This is a genomic window from Acinetobacter sp. TGL-Y2, assembly GCF_001612555.1.
GTDB lineage: Bacteria > Pseudomonadota > Gammaproteobacteria > Pseudomonadales > Moraxellaceae > Acinetobacter.
This window is the reverse complement of record NZ_CP015110.1, coordinates 398025-419006: the sequence shown is the minus strand read 5'-3', so window position 1 is coordinate 419006 and position 20982 is coordinate 398025. Positions and strand designations below refer to the sequence as shown.

Annotated in this window: 14 protein-coding genes, 2 tRNA genes and 1 pseudogene; 13 read left to right on the top strand and 4 right to left on the bottom strand. The window is 40.3% G+C overall.

The window, feature by feature from the left end; translation table 11 throughout:
* Positions 1-40: 40 nt before the first annotated feature.
* The gene (locus AMD27_RS01915) at positions 41-976 is read right to left on the bottom strand and encodes an RluA family pseudouridine synthase (RefSeq protein ID WP_067662680.1); all 936 of its coding nucleotides are present in this window, start codon (positions 974-976) and stop codon (positions 41-43) included.
* Positions 977-1728: 752 nt separating this feature from the next.
* Between AMD27_RS01915 and AMD27_RS01910 the strand changes: the two genes are divergently transcribed.
* The 4 genes from AMD27_RS01910 to AMD27_RS01895 all read left to right on the top strand — a co-directional run bounded on the left by AMD27_RS01910 (position 1729) and on the right by AMD27_RS01895 (position 7628).
* Positions 1729-5277 (top strand): Rne/Rng family ribonuclease, encoded by a 3549-nt coding sequence (locus AMD27_RS01910; protein WP_067655590.1) that lies wholly within the window; start codon positions 1729-1731, stop codon positions 5275-5277.
* 205 nt (positions 5278-5482) lie between these two features.
* Entirely contained in the window at positions 5483-7324 is a 1842-nt protein-coding gene (locus tag AMD27_RS01905) for a long-chain-acyl-CoA synthetase (protein ID WP_067655587.1), read from the top strand.
* A gap of 130 nt (positions 7325-7454) precedes the next feature.
* A tRNA-Lys gene (locus AMD27_RS01900) sits at positions 7455-7530 on the top strand.
* A 22-nt stretch (positions 7531-7552) separates the two neighbouring features.
* A tRNA-Lys gene (locus tag AMD27_RS01895) sits at positions 7553-7628 on the top strand.
* Positions 7629-7996: 368 nt separating this feature from the next.
* On the opposite strand, the gene AMD27_RS01890 is transcribed toward AMD27_RS01895, so the two are convergent.
* Entirely contained in the window at positions 7997-8218 is a 222-nt protein-coding gene (locus AMD27_RS01890; protein ID WP_067655584.1) for a hypothetical protein, read from the bottom strand.
* Positions 8219-8771: 553 nt separating this feature from the next.
* Here AMD27_RS01890 and AMD27_RS01885 point away from each other — a divergent pair.
* Positions 8772-9023 (top strand): PspC domain-containing protein, encoded by a 252-nt coding sequence (locus tag AMD27_RS01885; protein ID WP_067655581.1) that lies wholly within the window; start codon positions 8772-8774, stop codon positions 9021-9023.
* Positions 9024-9149: 126 nt separating this feature from the next.
* On the opposite strand, the pseudogene AMD27_RS01880 reads toward AMD27_RS01885, so the two are convergent.
* Both AMD27_RS01880 and AMD27_RS01875 read right to left on the bottom strand, forming a co-directional pair.
* Positions 9150-10266: pseudogene (locus tag AMD27_RS01880) on the bottom strand (HPP family protein).
* Positions 10267-10341: 75 nt separating this feature from the next.
* Positions 10342-11145, bottom strand: coding sequence for a transglutaminase-like domain-containing protein (locus AMD27_RS01875; RefSeq protein WP_067655578.1), 804 nt, complete (start codon positions 11143-11145; stop codon positions 10342-10344).
* A gap of 203 nt (positions 11146-11348) precedes the next feature.
* Here AMD27_RS01875 and AMD27_RS01870 point away from each other — a divergent pair, with 203 nt between their 5' ends.
* From AMD27_RS01870 to AMD27_RS01835, 8 genes are all read left to right on the top strand, one after another.
* Positions 11349-12959 carry a hypothetical protein gene (locus AMD27_RS01870; protein WP_067655575.1) on the top strand — a complete coding sequence of 537 codons (1611 nt, stop codon included), beginning with the start codon at positions 11349-11351 and terminating at the stop codon, positions 12957-12959.
* 84 nt (positions 12960-13043) lie between these two features.
* On the top strand, positions 13044-14027 hold the full coding sequence (gene glyQ, locus AMD27_RS01865) for a glycine--tRNA ligase subunit alpha (protein ID WP_067662677.1): 984 nt from the start codon (positions 13044-13046) through the stop codon (positions 14025-14027).
* Positions 14027-16096: a glycine--tRNA ligase subunit beta gene (glyS, locus tag AMD27_RS01860; protein ID WP_067655572.1), complete on the top strand. Its 2070-nt coding sequence runs from the start codon at positions 14027-14029 to the stop codon at positions 16094-16096. Before glyQ ends, glyS begins: the two co-directional genes overlap by 1 nt.
* Before the next feature lie 153 nt (positions 16097-16249).
* The gene (locus tag AMD27_RS01855) at positions 16250-17176 is read left to right on the top strand and encodes a hypothetical protein (RefSeq protein WP_067655569.1); all 927 of its coding nucleotides are present in this window, start codon (positions 16250-16252) and stop codon (positions 17174-17176) included.
* Between the two features lie 89 nt (positions 17177-17265).
* Positions 17266-18483: an acyltransferase family protein gene (locus AMD27_RS01850; RefSeq protein WP_067655566.1), complete on the top strand. Its 1218-nt coding sequence runs from the start codon at positions 17266-17268 to the stop codon at positions 18481-18483.
* A 63-nt stretch (positions 18484-18546) separates the two neighbouring features.
* Positions 18547-18927, top strand: coding sequence for a hypothetical protein (locus AMD27_RS01845; RefSeq protein WP_067655563.1), 381 nt, complete (start codon positions 18547-18549; stop codon positions 18925-18927).
* Positions 18928-19276: 349 nt separating this feature from the next.
* Positions 19277-19843, top strand: coding sequence for a hypothetical protein (locus AMD27_RS01840; protein WP_067655560.1), 567 nt, complete (start codon positions 19277-19279; stop codon positions 19841-19843).
* A gap of 362 nt (positions 19844-20205) precedes the next feature.
* Entirely contained in the window at positions 20206-20859 is a 654-nt protein-coding gene (locus tag AMD27_RS01835) for a hypothetical protein (protein WP_067655557.1), read from the top strand.
* Positions 20860-20982: the final 123 nt, after the last annotated feature.

Sequence of the window (20982 nt, the reverse complement as noted above, 5' to 3'; positions counted from 1 at the left end):
TATGACCTTTTCATACACGCTTTTTTATTAACAGCAAAACTTACATGGTTTGAGCACGAAGCTGAGCCACAATATTTTGCATGTCTTCCGGAAGCGGTGCTTCAATGACTGGATAACCTGGAATTTGTAGTCTCAGGGCATGTAAGCATAAACGACGTGCTTTCGGGCCTTTATAATCCGTTTCGTGACCGTATTTATCATCCCCCACCAAAGGATGACCAATACTTAAGCCGTGCACACGGATCTGATGGGTACGACCAGAAAGTGGAGATGCATACACCAAAGTGGCATGACGGAAACGCTCAGCGACATTCCATTGAGTTTTAGATTCCTTCCCATCTTTAGACACACAAACACGGCGTTCGCCATTGGCAAGCTCATAGCGATGCAAAGGCGCATTGATCAGTTGTTTATCTAAAATTACTTGCCCTTTGACCACTGCTGCATAAGTTTTTTGGATTTTGTGTTCACGTAACAAATCTTGCAATGTTTTCAATGTGCTGCGTTTTTTCGAAATCATCACTAAACCTGAGGTATCACGGTCAATACGATGAATCAGTTCAAGATATTTTTTACCTGATGCAGCACGTAAACCCTCAATTAAGCCGTACGCGACACCACTGCCACCATGTACAGCAATACCTGAAGGCTTATTGACCACCATTAAGCCCTCATCTTCATAGACCACACGGCTCAGCAGGCTTTGTGCAACTTTATCGGAAACAGGAACAGGCGTGTCATCTTTAGGTTCAAAACGAATCGGTGCAACACGAATCATGTCACCAATATTCAGCTTCGTTTCCGCTTTAATTCGTTTTTTATTGACCCGAACTTGTCCTTCACGAATTAAACGATAGATACGACTTTTCGGCACACCTTTTAAGCGGGAAAAAAGAAAATTGTCGATGCGCTGCCCCAATTGGTGCTCATCCACTTCAAACCAAGTGACGTCTTGCCATTCTTGCGTAGAATTCATACAGTTACGTTGACCTAAAAAAATACTAAATTTGATTAAAAAATGATCACTTAGACTATACTTTTCATCACAAATGACTGTATAGCCCATAGGCAGATGATCTAAGGTTTGCTATAGTCAGCGCACGGATACCGCCGTAAGTGAACATTAATTTAGAGATTTCAAAAACTTTGAAATTAAAAACTAACTTTTGATGTTTAGCATAATCTCGGAATGGTCCCAAAAGAATATGCCAACGCCGATGGCTTATTATATCGGCAAAAAGACAAACTGTTGCGTTTAATTGTGCTTTTGCACATAAATCAGTTTGTTTAAAAAATATGTCGCCAACGTCATGTTGGTTTTAAACGTAAACTGATACACATCAGAATAGTCGCAACCTGATTTAATATTCAGGCTACAGCGTTTGATGCATTGGATCTGCACATAAAGCACCGATACGATGATAATTCCGTATCAAGACGCTCTATCGAATAGAAGGGATGATCTTAAAGCTACGTGACAGTGAAAGTAATCAACATCCAATGCACCGTTTGTCCGCCAGTGAATATTCAGGTGTCTTTAATCGCTTACCGATTAAAGCCGTATTGCCATCATCAATACGTGAATCAAAAACCGAAGCCCACCAAAAAAGGCCGGTAAACCTCAGACTTCGAGAGGTTAATGCGAAGTCTGAGAATTGATCCATGAGGGTTGATGTTCGCTACGTGAATAGCGATTTTTGCTGTGTATCACTATTAGGTGCTACACCCATGAAACGTATGTTGATCAATGCAACACATGCCGAAGAAGTTCGCGTTGCACTCATCACTGGTCACCGTCTTTACGATTTTGATTTAGAAAATCGTACACGTGAACAAAAGAAAGCCAACATCTATAAAGGTCATGTGACTCGCGTAGAGCCTTCTTTAGAAGCTGTTTTTGTAGAATATGGTGCAGGTCGTCAAGGTTTTTTGTCGATGCGCGAAATTGCCAATTCCTATTACAAAGCTGATCCTCGTCAAACCTCTAATATTCGTGAACTGATCACTGAAGGCACTGAACTTCTTGTTCAAGTGGAAAAAGAAGAACGTGGCAATAAAGGTGCTGCCTTGTCTACGTTCATCTCTTTGGCAGGTCGTTATTTAGTTTTGATGCCAAACAATCCGAAAGGTGGTGGTATTAGCCGTCAAATTTCTGGTGCAGTTCGTGAAGAATTGAAAGAAATGTTGGCATCTCTCAACGTGCCTCGTGGTATGAGCGTGATCGTTCGTACAGCGGGTATTGGCCGTTCACAAGAAGAGTTGCAACTTGATTTACAACATTTGTTAGACCTTTGGGCACGTATTCAAACCACGTCAACTTCAGGTCCATCGCCAATGTTGGTTCATCAAGAAGCAGGCGTGGTGACACGTGCGATTCGTGACTACCTCCGTGATGACGTGGCCGAAATCTTAATTGACTCTGAGCAAGCGTATAACGAAGCCTATAACTTCGTAAAAGCGGTCATGCCCAATCAGTTAGATAAATTAAAAACCTATACTTTGAATGAGCCTTTATTCGCGCATTTTGCGATCGAAAGCCAAATTCAAACAGCCTATGAGCGTGAAGTAAAACTTCCTGCTGGCGGTTCAATTGTGATTGATCAAACAGAAGCCTTGGTATCGATTGATATTAACTCTGCAAAATCAACACGTGGCCATGACGTTGAAGATACGGCGCTAAGCACCAACTTAGAAGCAGCTGAAGAAATTGCTCGTCAACTTCGTTTGCGTGATATTGGTGGTTTAGTCGTGATCGACTTTATCGACATGACCAAAGAACGCAACCAACGTATGGTTGAAGCGAAACTTCGTGAGTCTACTCAAAGCGACCGTGCTCGTATCCAATTCGGTCAATTGTCTCGCTTTGGCTTAATGGAAATGAGTCGTCAACGCTTACGTCCTTCACTTGAAGAAGCCACAGGTTATGTCTGCCCACGCTGTCATGGCACAGGTATGGTTCGTGACCTGCGTTCACTTTCACTTTCGATCATGCGTAAAGTAGAAGAAATTGCACTGCGTGAGCGTCAAGGTGAAGTTCAAGTGGAAGTCCCTGTTGAAATCGCAGCCTTCTTATTGAATGAAAAGCGCCACACCTTGGTATACCTTGAACAAACCTCGAATGTCCGTGTGACAATCTTGCCTCACCCGCACTTAGAAACACCGCATTATGAAATCACTTATAATGCTGAAGGTTTCGCACCGACTAGCTATGAACGGACTGAAGCGACACGTTCAAGTGAAAAAGAGTTGGGGTACGAATCTTCTGACTGGCATTTGCAAGAAGAACCGATCGTTCAAACTGCGCCCGCTGCATCGCAACAAGATAAAAATATCAAACGTAAAAATGCCCCTGCTGCACAAACCAGTCCAGTGGCAGCACCTGCACCTGTTGCTCAAACACAAGCTATTGCACCTGCAACTAGTCCATGTGCATGGTTAGAAAATTTGTTTGTGCAAAAACAAGCATCAACCATCGATCAATCACGCACCGCAAATAATGCTGCCGCTGCGATTGAACAAATGGTCAATGGTGGTGCGGTAAGCCGTGGTCAATTCGGTCAAGTCTCACATGCTACACCTGTTGCCGTCGCTACTCCTGCTGTTGAAACCAATGCGTACATTTCACACACCTCTGCGACTAAGCATGAGGCACGTGAAGCGACTGAACGTCAACTTGAAAAAGAAGACCGTCCACAGCGTAACAACAATAAGAAACCTCGCAACAACAAGCCACGCGAACAACGCGAACTGAACCACGACCATCATGTAACTGAAGAAGTGGTTCAAGTACCGCGTCATGATCAACGTGTAGATCAACGTCAAGAACGCCATGATCCTCGTCAGGAACAGCGTCAAGACTCACGTCACTCTGAGCAACGTCAAGAGCGTCTTGACACACGTGAACAGCGCCAAGATCCACGTCAAGAACGTCGTGATCCGCGTCAAGACCCACGTCATGAACCGCGTAATGATGTTCATCAGGAACCACGTGAGCAAAAGCCACGTCATCCAAAGCGTCAACATCAAAATGATGCACAATTTGATGTAGCTCAGCCGCAAGATCAACAAGCGATTCCACGTCGTGAGCGCAATGCACAGCGTCCACAACGTCCAAATCGCCACCGTGATCCAGCCGCATTAAATGAACAAGCCGTAGTTGCTACGCCAGTGGTAAATGCAGCACCGCAAGTGAAAGTGGATGTGGTGGAAGTACCTCGTCATGCAGAGATGAAAACCGCTCTAATGGTCAACATCGATGAAGTGAAAAGCGAAATCGTGGCTTTAAACAGCACACAGCCAGAAACCATAGTTACTCCAGCTGAAGTGGCTGTACCTACCTCTGTAGAAACAGCACCTGTGATCGTGTCTACTCCTGCTGAAGCAAAAACAGCAACAGCTGTTGAAGCACCACAAGCTGAAGCGATAAAAGTAACTCAAGATCAACAACCTGTGCAACGCGCGGCAAATGACCCACGTCAACGTCGTCGCAATAAGCATAAGGATGCATCTAAAGGGAAACCGGTTGCGCCCAAAGTAAGCCCTTCCCAAGTTCCTGCTTTGGCACAGCACACGGTGATAAGTTTAATTCGCCAAGTTTACGGCACAGATTGTTCAGTTCTGATTGAACAATTTGGTTTAATCCCGACCTTCAACCGTGCTTTGCAAAAATTTGCGGACGAGTACGCAGCAACCTTAGCAGTGACATCGACTAACTCTGTCACTGAGAAAAAACCAGTGACACGTGATGCGGTCGTTTCAAATGCAGAAGTTGAAGCTGAACCAGCGCCAGTGTTGGATTTAACTCCGCCTAAACCAGTGACTGACACCCGTGTAGCCAATGATCCGCGTGAGCGCCGTCGTCTTGCTAAACTTGCTGCTGAACAAGCCAAACAAGCACGCCTAGAAGAAGTTGCTCAAGTCGAGTCTACTCCTAGTGAAAATCCTGTAGAGCCTGTAACTGAAGCACCTGTTGCAGAAACTGTGGAAGCGGTAAAGGTTGAGCCAGCGATTGCTGAGCAAGAACAACCGAAGCCTGCTCAGAAAGCTGAAAAAGCGACTCAGAGCAAAGTCAAACCTCAAGCGTCTGTAAGCACTGAGACAGCAGCGGTTAAACCTTCAGAGCCTAAGATCAAAGCTGAGCAACCAGCAGAGACAGCAAGCGAAGCCCATGATGAAGCGAAAGATGATGCTGACACCGATGAGGAAGACAAACCGATTCGTCCACGTCGTCCACGTGGTCGCCCTCCAAAAAAGGTAACACCACCGACTGCTGAGTAATTTGCTCAAAGTACATTCATTTATGATAAACCTAGTCATTACGATGGCTAGGTTTTTTTGTTATGGTCGATAAAGTTTTATCTTGATTCGCGCAGCTCTTGAATATCGTTAAAACATGCGCTACAAAATAAAAGCCAGCAAAAACACATTGAAATGTAAAGTTAAAGCATATTTAGATATTAAAATAACTGGAAATTGAAGAGATATGAGCCAAGACCCGAAAAGCGATCTGATTGGACTTTCAGATGTTGCAGCACGTTTACCGAACCTTTTAAAAAAACTTCCACATATCGCTGTTGGACTTAAACAAGCTTATATCCGAACCCCAAGTAGCCCTGCGGGCCTAGCAATGGCTTTTGAACGTGCGCTAAAGCGTAATCCGACTGGGATTGCCTTACTTTTCGAAGACCAGCGCTATAGCTACCATGCACTGAATCAATGGGCCAATCAAATTGCGCATCTTTATCTAGACAAAGGCGCAAAAAAAGGCGATGTCGTTGCAGTAATTATTGAAAATCGCGCTGAGCTGATTGCTACCGTGTTGGGTTTGGCTAAAATTGGTGTGATCAGTGCGCTAGTCAACACAGCCCAAACAGGAAAAGTACTGACGCATAGTATTAATCTAGTCAAACCGATTGCGGTCATTGTGGGTGAAGAATGCCGCGGCGCGGTGGATGAAATTCGTGAGGCTTTAAAGCTATCAAATGAGCACTTTTATTGGTTTGCAGATCAGAATACCCGTCAGAATGTGGGCGAGGCTCCTTCTGGTTATATAAATCTTGCTCAAGACATCAAAGCTTTCTCAAGTGAAAATCTAGATGAGACCAAAACGGTAACCGGGGCAGATGGTTTATTTTATATTTACACCTCAGGTACAACAGGCTTACCCAAAGCGGTGGTCTTCTCCAACAGCCGCTGGATGCTGGCTTACGGCACTTACGGCCATGTGCTCAATTTAAATAAAGACGATGTCATGTACGTAACATTGCCGCTTTATCATGCAACGGGTATGGTGGTGTGCTGGTGTGGGGTCATTGCGGGTGCAGCAGCTTTAGCGGTTAGACGTAAATATTCGACCTCTGCTTTTTGGTCCGATGTGCAAAAGTACAATGCCTCAGCTATTGGCTATGTTGGTGAGCTCTGTCGTTACCTCATGGACGCCCCATCTAACCCTCAAGAACGCCAGCACCGCGTCACCAAAATGATTGGGAATGGCATGCGTCCTAATATTTGGCATAAATTTAAAGACCGCTTTGGCATCGAAGAAGTTCTTGAGCTGTATGCGTCAAGTGAAGGTAATGTCGGTTTTTCCAATGTTCTTAACTTTGACAATACGGTCGGCTTTTCTCCAATCCCCTATGCCATCGTTCAATATGACAAAGAAAAAGAACAACCGATTCGAGATCCAAAGGGTTTCTGCATCAAAGTTAAAAAAGGCGAAGTCGGTTTACTGATAGGGAAAATCACCAACCGCTCACCTTTTGATGGCTACACCGACCCTGAAAAAAATAAATCTTCAATTATGAAAGATGTTTTTACACGTGGAGATTCATATTTCATCACAGGTGACTTGGTGCGTGATATTGGTTGTCGTCATGCACAGTTTATAGACCGCCTAGGCGATACCTTCCGCTGGAAAGGTGAAAATGTATCGACCACAGAAGTTGAAAATATCTGTAGTGACTATGAAAAAATCACCGAAGCTGTAGTCTATGGGGTCGAGATACCCGATACCAATGGTCGTGCCGGTATGGCCGCGATCACTTTAAAAGAAGGTGAGACGCTAAATGAGCAAGATTTAGCCCAAATGGCGCAGCGTTTTAAGAAAGAATTGCCCATTTATGCCGTGCCTGTTTTCTTGCGTGTACAAGAAACGCTCGAAACCACAGGTACATTTAAATATCAAAAGAGTAAATTAAAAGAACAAGGCTATGATTTAAGCAAAACCTCGGAGCGAATTTTGATTTTATTGCCCGATACAGAAGCCTATTGCGAGTTAAATGATGAAATTTATGCGAATATCGAACAGTATAAGTATCGTTTTTAACCGCCATTTGAGTGTTTTTTGACTATAAAATAGTAAATCGTGTCATTTCTAGCCAAACGTAACAAAGTTTTATAATTTTCGCTTGCGCTCTGCTGATAACTTGCTAAAATACGCAACATCAAAACGAGATGGGTCGTTAGCTCAGCTGGTAGAGCAGCGGACTTTTAATCCGTTGGTCCCGCGTTCGAATCGCGGACGACCCACCATCTTTTGTTTTGAAACCCCTATGGGTCGTTAGCTCAGCTGGTAGAGCAGCGGACTTTTAATCCGTTGGTCCCGCGTTCGAATCGCGGACGACCCACCAAATTCTTAAAAAACCCTATCATTCTTTGATAGGGTTTTTTATTGTCTCACATTTAAGATCCAGCATTTAATCTACTAAATTTAAGGTACTGCATTGAGCACTTAAAAGCTCATTCAGAGAATAATATCAAATCCCTTGTGCTGCTTATGTTATGGATGCTTAGGCTGTTTAACATCAGTTGCTTTCATTTGGATTAAGCTTTTTCTTCAGGATATATTCTTGCTGAGGTAAAAAGCTTGATTTAATGGATCAGCATGAGCAATTTTTTCTAAGTCCATTTTAAAATTCAGGTCAGGTTGAATCCCATAATAGAATTTAATGCCATTTTGTCGTTGCACCACGATTTGATGATTGATCTCATCATAAGATCAACGATCTTGATGATATTGATGTGAGGAATTAAACATAATCTTGCCCATATATACAATGCTTCGATGCGCCGTTCCATCTGCCAATAAATTGAGAATGAAATTCGCAGTTCCGCGCTCGCACCCTACATACGGATCTGAACAACTGATGTCAACCCGATAACGACCTACGTAAGGCATAGCATTTTTATTTAATGCCAAAGGTGTCTTGCGCTCCTCCATGTGCACGGGCATCGTAGCCTTACCCGCCAGATCAGTCAGCTTATGTCCAGTATCCTGTGCAGGACCTAGTGTAGTGTCTTGTGCATCATCATGATCCAGCTTTGCGCTGACTCGATGTCCACCATTGAATCTGTATTATGACAAGCGCCCAAGAACAGACTGACGGAGCAAATGACATAGAGTATTCGTTTCATAAGTATCAACACGTCATCGAATCAAGCACAAGAAGAGTTTTTGAAATAAATTTGCAAACGATAAGTGAGATTGTAGCGCAATTATGAGCAGGCCTTACAACCTCCAATACGCGATTCATATGGCAAAAAATATCAATAAAATTAAGCTGATCACTGAACTTCGTATCATTTTTCAATTACAGAATTTTACATTTTAATGGGGAATGCGGCTTTAAAAACCCAACCTTCATCTCCATAAAATATTCATACATCTGAGATATCTTATTGAGCATATCTAAGATATCTGATTGAAATAATTTTGAGTTATCTCATGAGTTATTGATGATGTATTCATATTTCTAGGTTTTAAGGAGACCTCAATGACCAATGTTGGTTTATATCGCTCTAATCGCCACAACATGATTGCGGGAGTAATGGGTGGTATTGCTGAACGTTTTGGTTGGAATGCGAATTTACTGCGCATTATTTTCGTGATCATATCGCTGATGAGCGCTGCATTTCCAGGGCTTTTAGTCTATTTGGTGCTGTGGTTAGTCATGCCAAAAAAGAATATACGCCTTGATCCGCACTCACCTTATGCAGGGCCTATTCGTACTTTAAATCAGGATTAACCAAGGCAAGCTTAAGGATTAAACCATCCGCTGCTCTGCTTTATTTTTGCTACGTCATCTCCCCCCAAGATGTCGTAGCTTTTTTTGTTTTAGATTCCCCGTCATTTCGTACTTAAGGTCATTTTCTTATTTAAACTCACTTTGAGATCTCTGCATCAGTTGTTGATTCAAGGCGGCAATCATATCCGCGCGACTAATCATGCCCACCAACTTTTGCTGCTCGACCACCGGTATATAATTAAATGAGCGCTCAACAAAATAGGGAATTAAGTCTTGAATGGGTTGTTCGGGCTTTACCGTGACGACTTGGTGTACCATGATGTGTTTGACTTGATGTTGCCACTGAGTACGCAGATCTGAAACTCGCTTAAACCATTCCATGACTTCATAAAGCGCCAAGGTGCCCACCAACTGTTCTTGCTGATTGGTGACAGGCAAACTCATTAAATTCATCGATTTAAATTTATCTAAAGCCACCAAAATATCATCTTGTTCATTCAGACTCATGACGTCTTTACTCATAATATCTGCGCAGATGAACTGCGTTGTTATACGTGCTTGAGCTTTTTCTTGTGCTTTCAAAATCAGTTTTTGTAGATCATATTCACTGATGTCTAAGAGTTCGGTTTGTTGTTCGAGCACATCTTGAATATCTTGCGGTTGAATGCTCACCTTTTGAGTGGGGGTGGGATCTTTTGTTCTCTCATTGAGCTGTGCGACTTGGGGATACTGTTTACCCAAGATACGGTTAAACGCGATAGCAACGATCAACAGTAAAATGGAATTAAGGAGTACGGGCGCAAATAAAAATTGATAGCCCAACTGATGAACACTCTCTCCCCCCCAACACTGCGGTAATCGCCACCGCGCCACTCGGCGGGTGTAAAGAATCGGTGCTTAGCATGAGAAATATTGACAATGCCACCGCGACACTAAACGCCACGGTTAAATGCGGAATAAAGAGATAACAGCTCACGCCAATGAAAGCCGCAATGGTATTCCCTATCACCACATTCCACGGTTGAGATAAGGGACTTGCAGGTACAGCAAACAGTAGAACCGAGGAAGCGCCCATCGGGGCAATATACCAAGCGTTGATATCGCCCAAGATCCACCAACTGATGAGGGAGGAAAGCGCAAGCCCCAGCAATGCCCCTAAACCACAGAGCATTCTTTCTTTTAAAGACAAGACTTTGAAATTGGGTTTAAGGATATTGAGCCAATGCAATTGAGTATGAAACACCGCAGTGCCTGCTGGTTATTGTATGAAGTTCAAATTATAAAAGCTTTAACCATGAAGCGGTATATCTCATCCGACTTAGGCTGCGCTCTCATTGCTAGGAATGATCAAGGGCTGCATGCTGATGAGCTCGATGTCGCCATAATAGGTCGCAAAAGCCACATCACTGGCATCAATCCCTGTTGCAATCCGTATCAAATCTTGTGGATTGGCGAGTCGTGTTGCATCAAACAGTACCCATCCACCCTCCAAATACACTTCAAAGATGGCATGAAAATCGGGGCTGAAATTTTCAATATCGACATAACCCACCACCATACGGGCAGGAATACCCAATGCACGGCAGATCGCGATACCCAAATGCGCAAAGTCACGACACACGCCTGCACGTTGAATCAGTACATCCGAAGCCACCGTGTTTCCATCCGATGAGCCTGACTCATATAGGATTTGCGCATAGATCCACTGTTCAATGGCCTTGATCCGTGTATAGCCTTTAAGCATCTCGTCAAAAGTACGAGTTGCCATTCCAACTAACTTTTCAGAGTCACAATAGCGACTGGCCAATAAATACGGCAATACCTCATTGGGCAAATCTGCGATCTCTAATTCTTTAAACTGACTTGGATCTATAGATGCTTGCTTTTGAACCGTAGCTGTATAACGAATCTCAAATACATCACAGGGTTCCACATTGAAGCGAACGTAACGGTTTTGATGTGTGGCATCGGAAAACTCATGCCATTTTACAGCCGGATGAAACTCAAGTTGTTCATTGAGAATCTGTTGCTCAGGATGCTGGGCGGCCTGGATCTGCAACAGCATGTTGGTGGTGGTGTTAATTTTATACTGCAATACACAATCAATCGTGTAGAGGTTCATGGCTTTACTCATTTTTTAAATTATCGTTGTGGGTAAAGATATAGGAGCATTTTTGAAACTTCTTAAAGTATAGTTGTTCTAGTTTGAAAGAGAAGAAAATAGTGCCATGAATAAAAAATCGATTTATAAATTTTAAATTTATTTATTAAAAATAAAAACTTAGACATAATAACAAAATAAACTCTAAGCTAAATTAAAAATCAATGAATCAGAATCGTGATGACCTTTTAAAACATCTAGCTGCATCTTTACAGGATGCCAAGAAAGATGGAGGCGCAATACTTCTAGTGGGTGCAGGTATTTCTGTATCCGCAGGTATACCTCCTGCTCAAAAACTCATGAAAATCGCGATTGAGAATTTCCCAAATTATTTTACTGAAGAAGAACAACGTCTTGCCCAAGAGGATTTAAGTCAGCTTCAATACAATGACATTATGACCAAACTTTCTAATGTTAAAAGGAAAGAGTTGTTTAAATGGTTTATTGAAGGGAAAAAAGAAAAAGGAATTGAAAAAGCTAAACTTAATTTTGCCCATATCGCAATTGCAGAACTTTTAAAACAAGGTTATTTCAGCCGAATACTCACCGTTAATTTTGACCCTTTACTTATTCATGCTTGTTATATGGTAGGCATGTACCCTTTCCCTGCAATTTATGATTTAGGTGCAATGGGACAAGTAAATGCAGAGCTTTTGCATGATCCCAGTATTGTTTATTTAAATGGTCAGCATGTCGGTTTTGTACAACGCAATACAACGGATCAACTGAAAGCACATACAGAAACACTAACTCAAATCGTGCGCTCAACTGGATGTAATAAAACTTGGGTGGTTGCAGGCTATAGTGGTGAAAATGATCCATTGATGGATGCTTTAAACGAATTGCGTCCATACAATAATTGGCTCTATTGGCTAGAGTACAATAATCAGGTTTTACAAAAAGACAGTCATCATTTTTTAGAGAATGATGAAGAATCCAAAGTAGTATATGAGTGTGATGCTGATGAAACTTTTATGGAAGTTGCAGAACTTTTGAATTGCAGTTTAGATTTTATAGAGCGTCCTTTTACTGAACTTGAACTTTACACTAAAGAAATCAACTTCAATACTTCAAAATCCAAAGGTAATTTATTACTTTCCAAAGTTAAAAATTATATTTCCATCTTAAAAAATGATGCAGTAATCAATAAATTTAAACTTGCTGAGATTGTCACAGACTACATTGGAAATGAAGAGTTTCATTCTTATTCAGATGACCCAAACTACTCAAGAGAAAAACTAATTTCCACATGTGAAGAACTCTATCCAATATTAAAAGAAACTTTGTCTGGTGATTTTTTTTATTGGTGGGCTAGCGCATATTTTGGTTCAAAGTATATTGATAAACTTGATCGAAATAGCCAAATAGACAGCTATAATAAAGCCATTAATATTTATAAATTAGGTGTGGGAAAAGACCCATCCTACGGAGGAAACCATCATTTTTTGGGTTATTGCCAATTAGAATTATCAAAATTAGTTAATGAAAAAAAATTAAAAAATATACTTCTAAAAGAAGCCATCTATAATTTTAGAAATAGTTGGGAGAGTATTGAACATATCATGTACTCAGTTGAGTGTTTTATTGAGCTTGATAATTACAAAGGTTTAACTAATTTTCTAAATGAATCGATAGTTCTAGACGTCGTAAAAAATCATAAAAATTATGTATTTCAAGCCGAATACATCGCTCCATTACTTAAAAGCCCAGAATTCTGTAGTTGGTATGAAGATACTTTTGAAGAAGACCCTAAGTTGCTCAAAAGCAAACGATAGGATTCCTTTACTTAACCCTTTGCCACTCCCCTGCAAAATCCTTATACTTAGAGCCAATTTTTATCTCATTTTAAGTGGATGACCATGAGTCGCGCCATATCGCATATTGATACATTTCAAGGCTTAATTCTTGCCTTACAAACTTATTGGGCTGAACAGGGTTGCGTGATTTTACAACCTTACGATATGGAAATGGGTGCAGGGACATTCCACACTGCAACATTCCTTCGTGCTTTAGGCCCTGAAACTTGGAACGCGGCTTATGTTCAACCATCACGTCGTCCAAAAGACGGTCGTTATGGCGAAAACCCAAACCGTCTACAACACTACTACCAATTTCAAGTGGTGCTTAAGCCAAACCCAGACAACATCCAACAGTTGTACCTTGACTCGCTTAAAGCGATTGGTATTGACCCATTGGTACACGACATTCGTTTTGTCGAAGACAACTGGGAATCTCCAACACTCGGTGCTTGGGGCTTAGGTTGGGAAGTGTGGCTCAACGGTATGGAAGTAACGCAGTTCACGTACTTCCAGCAAGTCGGTGGTGTTGAATGCTACCCTGTTACAGGTGAGATTACTTACGGTTTAGAGCGCCTTGCAATGTACTTGCAAGGTGTAGATTCTGTTTATGATCTTGTTTGGACCAAAGGTCAGTTCGGTACAGTAACCTATGGCGATGTGTTCCACCAAAACGAAGTGGAACAATCAACCTATAACTTCGAATATGCCAACGTTGAAAAAATGTTTGAATTGTTCGACTTCTATGAAGCTGAAGCGACGCGTCTCATTGAAGCTGAACTTCCACTTCCTGCATATGAACAAGTGATTAAAGCATCGCATAGCTTTAACTTGTTAGACGCGCGTGGTGCGATTTCGGTAACTGAACGTCAGCGTTATATTTTACGTGTACGTACTTTGGCACGTTCAATTGCGCAAAGTTATGTCGCTGCTCGTGCGAAATTGGGCTTCCCTATGGCTGAGCCCGCACTTCGTGACGAAGTATTGGCACAGTTAAAAGCTCAGGTTGAAGCAGAAGCAAAAGTTGAATCCAAGGAGAGCAAATAATGTCTAAACATACCATTTTGTTCGAATTGGGTTGTGAAGAACTTCCACCAAAAAGCTTAAAAAAATTACGTGATGCACTGCAAGTAGAAACGGTAAAAGGCTTAAAGGATGCAGGCTTGGCTTTCGATTCAATCGAAGCGTATGCAGCACCTCGCCGCCTTGCACTTAAAATCGTGAATGTTGATGGCGCGCAAGCGGACACGCAAAAACGTTTTGACGGCCCTGCAAAACAAGCTGCATTTGATAGCGACGGCAACCCAACAAAAGCTTTAGAAGGCTTTATGCGTGGTCAAGGCATCACTGTAGATCAAGTATCGACTTTCCAAGCGGGTAAAGTTGAGAAAGTGTGTTACTTCAAAGACGTCAAAGGTCAAAGCCTTGATGCGCTTTTACCGCAAATTTTGCAAAATGCCTTGGATAATCTTCCAATTGCAAAACGTATGCGTTCAGCGGTAAGCCGTACTGAATTTGTACGCCCTGTAAAATGGGTTCTATTGCTTAAAGATAATGCTGTAATTGATGCAACCATTCAAGATCTCAAAGCGGGTAACGTGACCTATGGTCACCGTTTCCATGCGCCTGAAGCCATCACGTTAACGCATGCTGATGAATATCTTGCGAAGTTAAAAGCAGCTCACGTTGTGGCGTCTTTTGAAGAGCGTCAAGCAATTATTGATGGTCAAGTCAAAGCACTTGCTGATGAAGTCAATGCCATTGCAATTGTGCCAAGCGATTTACGTGATGAAGTTACAGCACTGGTTGAATGGCCTGTTGCGTTACGTGCAAGTTTTGAAGAACGCTTCCTAGCAGTTCCTCAAGAAGCACTGATCACCACCATGCAGGACAACCAAAAGTACTTCTGCTTAGTGAACAGCGACGATAAACTTCAACCGTACTTCATTACGGTGTCAAACATTGAGTCGAAAGACCCTATACAAATTATTGAAGGCAATGAGAAAGTTGTTCGTCCACGTTTGTCGGACGCTGAATTCTTCTTCTTACAAGACCAAAAACAACCGCTTGCTTCTCGTAAAGAGAAATTAGCAAACATGGTCTTCCAAGCAGAACTCGGTACGCTTTGGGACAAGTCTGAACGTATTGCAAAATTAGCTGTGGCTTTAGCGCCGATTACAGGTGCTAATCCTCAAGATGCTGAAAAAGCGGCGCTTCTTGCGAAATGTGACTTAACTTCTGAACTTGTGGGTGAATTCCCAGAACTTCAAGGCATCGCAGGGACTTACTACGCACGTCTTGAAGGCGAAAATGATGAAGTGGCTGAATCTTTAGGTGAGCAGTACCTTCCTAAATTCGCAGGTGATGTTTTACCTAAAACCAAAACAGGTACAACCATTGCCCTTTCGGATCGTTTAGACACACTCACAGGTATTTTCGGTATTGGTCAAGCGCCTACAGGCTCTAAAGACCCGTTTGCACTTCGTCGTTCTGCCATTGGTATTTTGCGTCTAGTGACTGAAAACGAGCTTGATGTGTCGATTGAAGACCTCATCAAACTTGCACTCGCTGCTTATGGCGATGTATTGAAAGATCACGACAAGACTTTAAACGATGCAGTTGCATTCCTTGAAGGTCGTTACCGTGCGAAATACGAAGACCAAGGCGTTGCTGTAGATGTGATTCAAGCGGTTCAAGCTTTGTCGCCAAAATCACCACTTGATTTTGACAAGCGTGTAACTGCGGTGAATCACTTCCGTGCATTGCCTGAAGCGGCTGCCCTTGCTGCCGCCAACAAGCGTGTTGCCAACATTCTTGCAAAAGAAGCTGAGCCTACGGGTGAAATCGTCGAATCTAAGTTAGTTGAAGATGCTGAAAAAGCATTGTTTGCTGAACTTGCGAAAATTACACCTGTGGTTGAGCCGTTATTTGCTGCGAAAGACTATACTGCTGCGTTGTCTGCACTTGCTGCACTTCGTGCGCCAGTGGATGCCTTCTTTGAAGGTGTGATGGTGATGGCAGATGATGCTGAACTGAAAGCAAACCGTTTACGTATGCTTGCACAGCTTCGTGATTTATTTACGAAAGTGGCTGATATTTCGGTGTTACAGCACTAAGTAGAATTTGAAATAAAAATAAAACCCTGCTAGTAATAGTGGGGTTTTTTATATCAAAGTAGAATTATTATAGGAACAAAAAATATACTTTATAATTTTTTGTGATTTCAAGAATAATATAAAATAAATATCTAATTTTAAAAGATAAAATCCATGAAAAAAATTATTTATGCCATTTTCACTTTATTTATAGTAAATATCACCGGATGCAAAGATGAATATAAAGAATCATCATTTGAAAAAGATATTCCAATAGTAAGAAGCAATACAATTTACTTTCTGGGAAGTAGTACAATTGAATATTTCACACCATCATTAAAAATGTGGCCTGAAAAATATCAACTTAACACCATAAATTTAGGAAAAGGTGGTGAGTTAATTGATACGATGTGTATAAGAATAGGTGCACTTCCAGCACACGCAACATTTAGTAAAAACAAAATTAAAATAAACGAAAAAAATTATTTTAAAGCAGATTGGGGTATTGATAACTCTTTAAAGCCTTTTGAGGCAAGAATCGTAGACATAGATGGTATAATAGGAGTTGACACAGAAGGTTATTACTTCGAATCTCAGCAGGAAGCGTATATTGATATCAATCAAGCCTATCCGATTAAAAGCCTACAAAAACTAATACCAGATTCAATATTTATTCTGAATCTTGGTAAAAATAATTTATTGAATCTTTCTCACGGTCAAGATAGTTATAATTATGTTTTTGACAAGACTAAACAATGTGCTGAATGGATAAATAAAAATATCACATCACGTACTATTGTGGTGGGTCATTTTACTGCTGTAAATGCAAATGATGATTTATCATCAAATATCCAAGCTCTAAATAAAGATTTAAAATTATATTATTCAAGTAATTTTTTTGATTTGAATTACTTATTAAGCGATAGGAATATTTGGCAAAACTTACAAATTACGCCAACTACATCAGATTATGAGGCTCAAGTAAAAGGCGATCTAGCAGTAAGTCTGTCAAGCGATTCAATTCACTTGAACAATAAAACTAATCAATTTATAACCGATCAGATTTATAAAACCATGATAGAAAAAAAATGGATTAATTAAGCAACAATTAGTGTAAAATTCAATCAATTTTTCTTGCAAAATAATTAAATTGCTACAGAATTATCAAATTTATTGATTGTTGCAAGAAAATGGTTTCTTTTCCAAAAAAAATTATAGGCCTAGATTTACTTAGATTTATAATGGCGATTTTAATGGTTCTTTATCACGTACAAGTAAACTTAGAAAACTCTATTTTAAATAATTTAAGTTTAAATGGTTTTTATGGCACTTCTGTTTTTTTTATATTATCAGGCTTTATTCTATCTCATGTTTATTTAAAAAAGATCAAAGCAGGTGATTTTTCAAATCGTGAATTTCTAATAAAAAGGTTTAATTCACTTTACCCAATTCATATTTTCACAATGCTCTTGGCGGTTTTTACTTTTATATTTCTAAGCATTTTAACAAATAAGCAATTCCCAATAGAGGTAGACTATCAAACAGTCCCTACAATACTTCCATTGGGTCAAATAGAATTGCATATAAGCGACATTAAAAATTATATAATCCAAAGCCTATTACTTATACAATCTTGGGAAAATCGCTATCTTTTATTAAATGGTGCGGCTTGGTCGGTCTCAGCTCTTTTTTTCTTTTATGTGACATTCTATTACTTAGCTTCATGGATATCTAGTAAAAAAAATCTATTTATTTTATTAATTTTGATTTGGATGATTTCTTTATTTTACCCATTATACATGATTTCGAACTCTGATTTTAGTTCAGAAAGCCTAGGTATTCTTCACCGCAATCCCATACTAAGATTATCAGACTTCTTGGCAGGAATAATTTTTTATTGTATTTGCAATAAATATCCGTATCAAAATAAATTGAAATTTCCAAGTTTAATTTTTGCAATATTCGGTTTTTTTGCTATTTATTATTTTGTAAAATTATCTCCTTATTCTGGTTATGTACTTTCACACAATGGCTTATTTTTATTTACCCAACTTGCTTTAATTTATTATTTTTTAAGCTTTAATATTAATAGTATTAAGATAAGCAATCTAGTTGAACGCTTAGGTAAGGCCTCTTTGACAATTTATATGCTTCATCTACCACTGTTAGCAATTTATTTTATTCTTTATAAGTTAGTTCTAGCATCGCCACATTCTAAAAGCTTTACAGAATTAATAAATAATGCAAAAAATATCAACAACTTAGACAGTGTAGGTCTCATTGTATTTTTAATAATTTTGATTCCCTTGAGCATATGGATTCAGGAAAAAATCTTTACACCTTTGCAATTTAAATTAAATAGTAAGATCCTGAAGTCTAAACTCGATAGAAAACCTATCAAATCTTAATAGCCTTGGGTTGGTTGATACATAAAAATTTATCAATCAACCCTTATTATTAGAGTAATTTATATGATTTATAAATATTTTTTTACTACATTAACCTCAATATTATTAGCAGGCTGTTCAAATCTTCTATTAGACTCAAGTACACCTATGGTTCTAGAACAACACAAAAACATCTCTGCCCAACCTGAAACCAAACACAATCTTGCCAGACTCATCAAACAATCAGACAACTGCGTCATCGAGTTCACAGGCAACTTCCAAACAGGAAAAGCCACCGAATACTGGATTTTTAAAGGCGATCAACTGATTTCTGCATACACCAACTTAGACACGCAAGCAGAAGATAAACAAGTGATCTTCCATGTAAATGATCCAGACAAGCAAAAAAACTTCAAATCACTGAAAAACAATTTCTCTAAAAAGAACCTTGCCAAATGTGATTAATGAAAGCTAAAACACCATTAGAAAGTCCAAATTGGGCTTTCTAGTCCTTCACATCCGCGCGTATCATCACCGCTATTTCTCAATATTTTGCATTTACACAAACTTCACCATGTAACTCAAAAACAGCATCAGTTTTATTAGCTATTTAAAAACAATAAATTGCAGCATCGTGTTCAAATAGAGATATTCACAATACATTCATCTTTGTAACTCAGCCGTTGATGGCGTGTGTGGCTTTCATCACAAATCCGATATTCCTAAGCATTAGTCTTTAAGATGCATCCTGTCTGAACTTGATCGTCCATTTCAACGCATGAGCCATCAAGTTGAATTAAACAGGAGACACGCTATGAACAACGCAATAAAAACCACACTAGTTGTAACGTCACTTTTCGCTTCAGCATCTATTTTTGCCAATACCACCACCACAGGTGCATCGGCTTCGGGTCAAGTCACTACTTCGGCTGAAGTACAAACCAATCATAAAGGTGTAATTAGTTCCTTAAATCAAGGAGTACATAATGCCGCAGATAAAGTCGGTCATGGGATTGAGAAAGGTGTAGACAACACCAAGACCTTTACTCAAGAGAAATGGCAAGACACTAAAGAATTTGCCTCTGAAAAAAATGCAGTCGCGAAAGAAAAAACACAGGCTGTAAAAGACAAACTTTCAGAGAAGTCCGAAGCAAGTAAAGATGCCACCAAAGAGAAAAGCAAAAATGCTCAGGAAAAATTAGTGGCCGCGAAGGACAAAACCAAACAATCTGTAGCGAATGGTTGGCAGAAGACCAAAGGCGTTTTAACTCCTGATGCTAAACAAGCCGGTCTAAGTTCAAACAGTAATATTGAAGTAAATACACCGGTGGGTAGTGCCAAAGGAAGCTTAAGCACTGATGGTAATGTGAAAACACAATAAGCCTTGTGCCTGAAACGAGCAGCTTTGCGTAACATCCAATTTGCGCTGAGCGTCGCTCACTTGAGATCATCCTCCTCATTTAAACTCACAGAAAAGCTCACCTTTGGTGGGCTTTTTTGAATGAAGATGAGCTAAGCGCAGATTAAAATCAGCTATTTATAAATAGGATTTTGATTTTATTTCTTTTAAAATTTGATTGTAAATCATTAAATATTACAGTCACTTGCTCATATTATTTATGTATAGCTCTGGTTAAAAACCTACACCAGCGATGAGGCTCAGATTACTATTATGAACAGATTTGATGAGGTGATGATGCAAATACAATCAAAACCTCCATAGAGAAAGGGACACTTGCCACAATGAATATCAACAAAATCGCCTTACTCAGCTCGGCCTTGCTAATCAGTACACCACTTTTTGCCGATACTCAAACCAATAGCACCACAAAAACAGCACCAAGTTATGGTGATAATCCCAATTTACTCAAAGTTCTGGCAGTAAAAACTCAAGAGAAAGTACAATCCACCGCTGAAAAAGTAGGTGCTGCCACTGAGCGCGGGATTGCCAAGATCAAGCCAACGGTCGATAACACTTGGAACGGCACCAAAGAATACACCTCTGAACAAGCGGTGATTATGCGTGACAATACCCGTGAAGGGATTGATGTCGCGGTGCAAAAAGTCAAAAAAACCAAAGAGAATATTCTAGGTAGCAATGCGCCCAACAATGTACCCATCGAACGTGGCAGTTTAAGCCAACAAGCGAATACTGTTCAGCAAACTAACACCGCTCAACAACCTACACCGCAATATATTACGCCTGCCGTAGCGCCTACAGCTGTGGTACAAGAGACTCCCCCTGTGAGCCCAGCTTTAAATCAAGACAGTCCAACGACTGAAGCTGAAATTCAAAGACAGTCACTGCCTATACAGAATACTACTCAGAACAGTACTACTCAAAACAGCCAAAGTAGCACCAGCAATGATGATGCGGATGAAGGTCTGCCTCGATAATTCACAATGAAATAAAGTGTTCAACGGATTAAGTAGCATTTGAAATCAATGTAAGGATGATAGACCTCTCCCTAACCTTCTCAGACAAAGAGCAGGTTAGGTGCTCGAAAATGAATGCTTTAA

What these genes read in the sequence shown, in the direction of transcription:
- AMD27_RS01915 (WP_067662680.1), bottom strand. Translation starts at nt 976, where the DNA reads ATGAATTCTACGCAAGAATGGCAAGACGTCACTTGGTTTGAAGTGGAT.
- AMD27_RS01910 (WP_067655590.1), top strand. Translation starts at nt 1,729, where the DNA reads ATGAAACGTATGTTGATCAATGCAACACATGCCGAAGAAGTTCGCGTT.
- AMD27_RS01905 (WP_067655587.1), top strand. Translation starts at nt 5,483, where the DNA reads ATGAGCCAAGACCCGAAAAGCGATCTGATTGGACTTTCAGATGTTGCA.
- AMD27_RS01890 (WP_067655584.1), bottom strand. Translation starts at nt 8,218, where the DNA reads ATGGAGGAGCGCAAGACACCTTTGGCATTAAATAAAAATGCTATGCCT.
- AMD27_RS01885 (WP_067655581.1), top strand. Translation starts at nt 8,772, where the DNA reads ATGACCAATGTTGGTTTATATCGCTCTAATCGCCACAACATGATTGCG.
- AMD27_RS01875 (WP_067655578.1), bottom strand. Translation starts at nt 11,145, where the DNA reads ATGAACCTCTACACGATTGATTGTGTATTGCAGTATAAAATTAACACC.
- AMD27_RS01870 (WP_067655575.1), top strand. Translation starts at nt 11,349, where the DNA reads ATGAATCAGAATCGTGATGACCTTTTAAAACATCTAGCTGCATCTTTA.
- glyQ (WP_067662677.1), top strand. Translation starts at nt 13,044, where the DNA reads ATGAGTCGCGCCATATCGCATATTGATACATTTCAAGGCTTAATTCTT.
- glyS (WP_067655572.1), top strand. Translation starts at nt 14,027, where the DNA reads ATGTCTAAACATACCATTTTGTTCGAATTGGGTTGTGAAGAACTTCCA.
- AMD27_RS01855 (WP_067655569.1), top strand. Translation starts at nt 16,250, where the DNA reads ATGAAAAAAATTATTTATGCCATTTTCACTTTATTTATAGTAAATATC.
- AMD27_RS01850 (WP_067655566.1), top strand. Translation starts at nt 17,266, where the DNA reads ATGGTTTCTTTTCCAAAAAAAATTATAGGCCTAGATTTACTTAGATTT.
- AMD27_RS01845 (WP_067655563.1), top strand. Translation starts at nt 18,547, where the DNA reads ATGATTTATAAATATTTTTTTACTACATTAACCTCAATATTATTAGCA.
- AMD27_RS01840 (WP_067655560.1), top strand. Translation starts at nt 19,277, where the DNA reads ATGAACAACGCAATAAAAACCACACTAGTTGTAACGTCACTTTTCGCT.
- AMD27_RS01835 (WP_067655557.1), top strand. Translation starts at nt 20,206, where the DNA reads ATGAATATCAACAAAATCGCCTTACTCAGCTCGGCCTTGCTAATCAGT.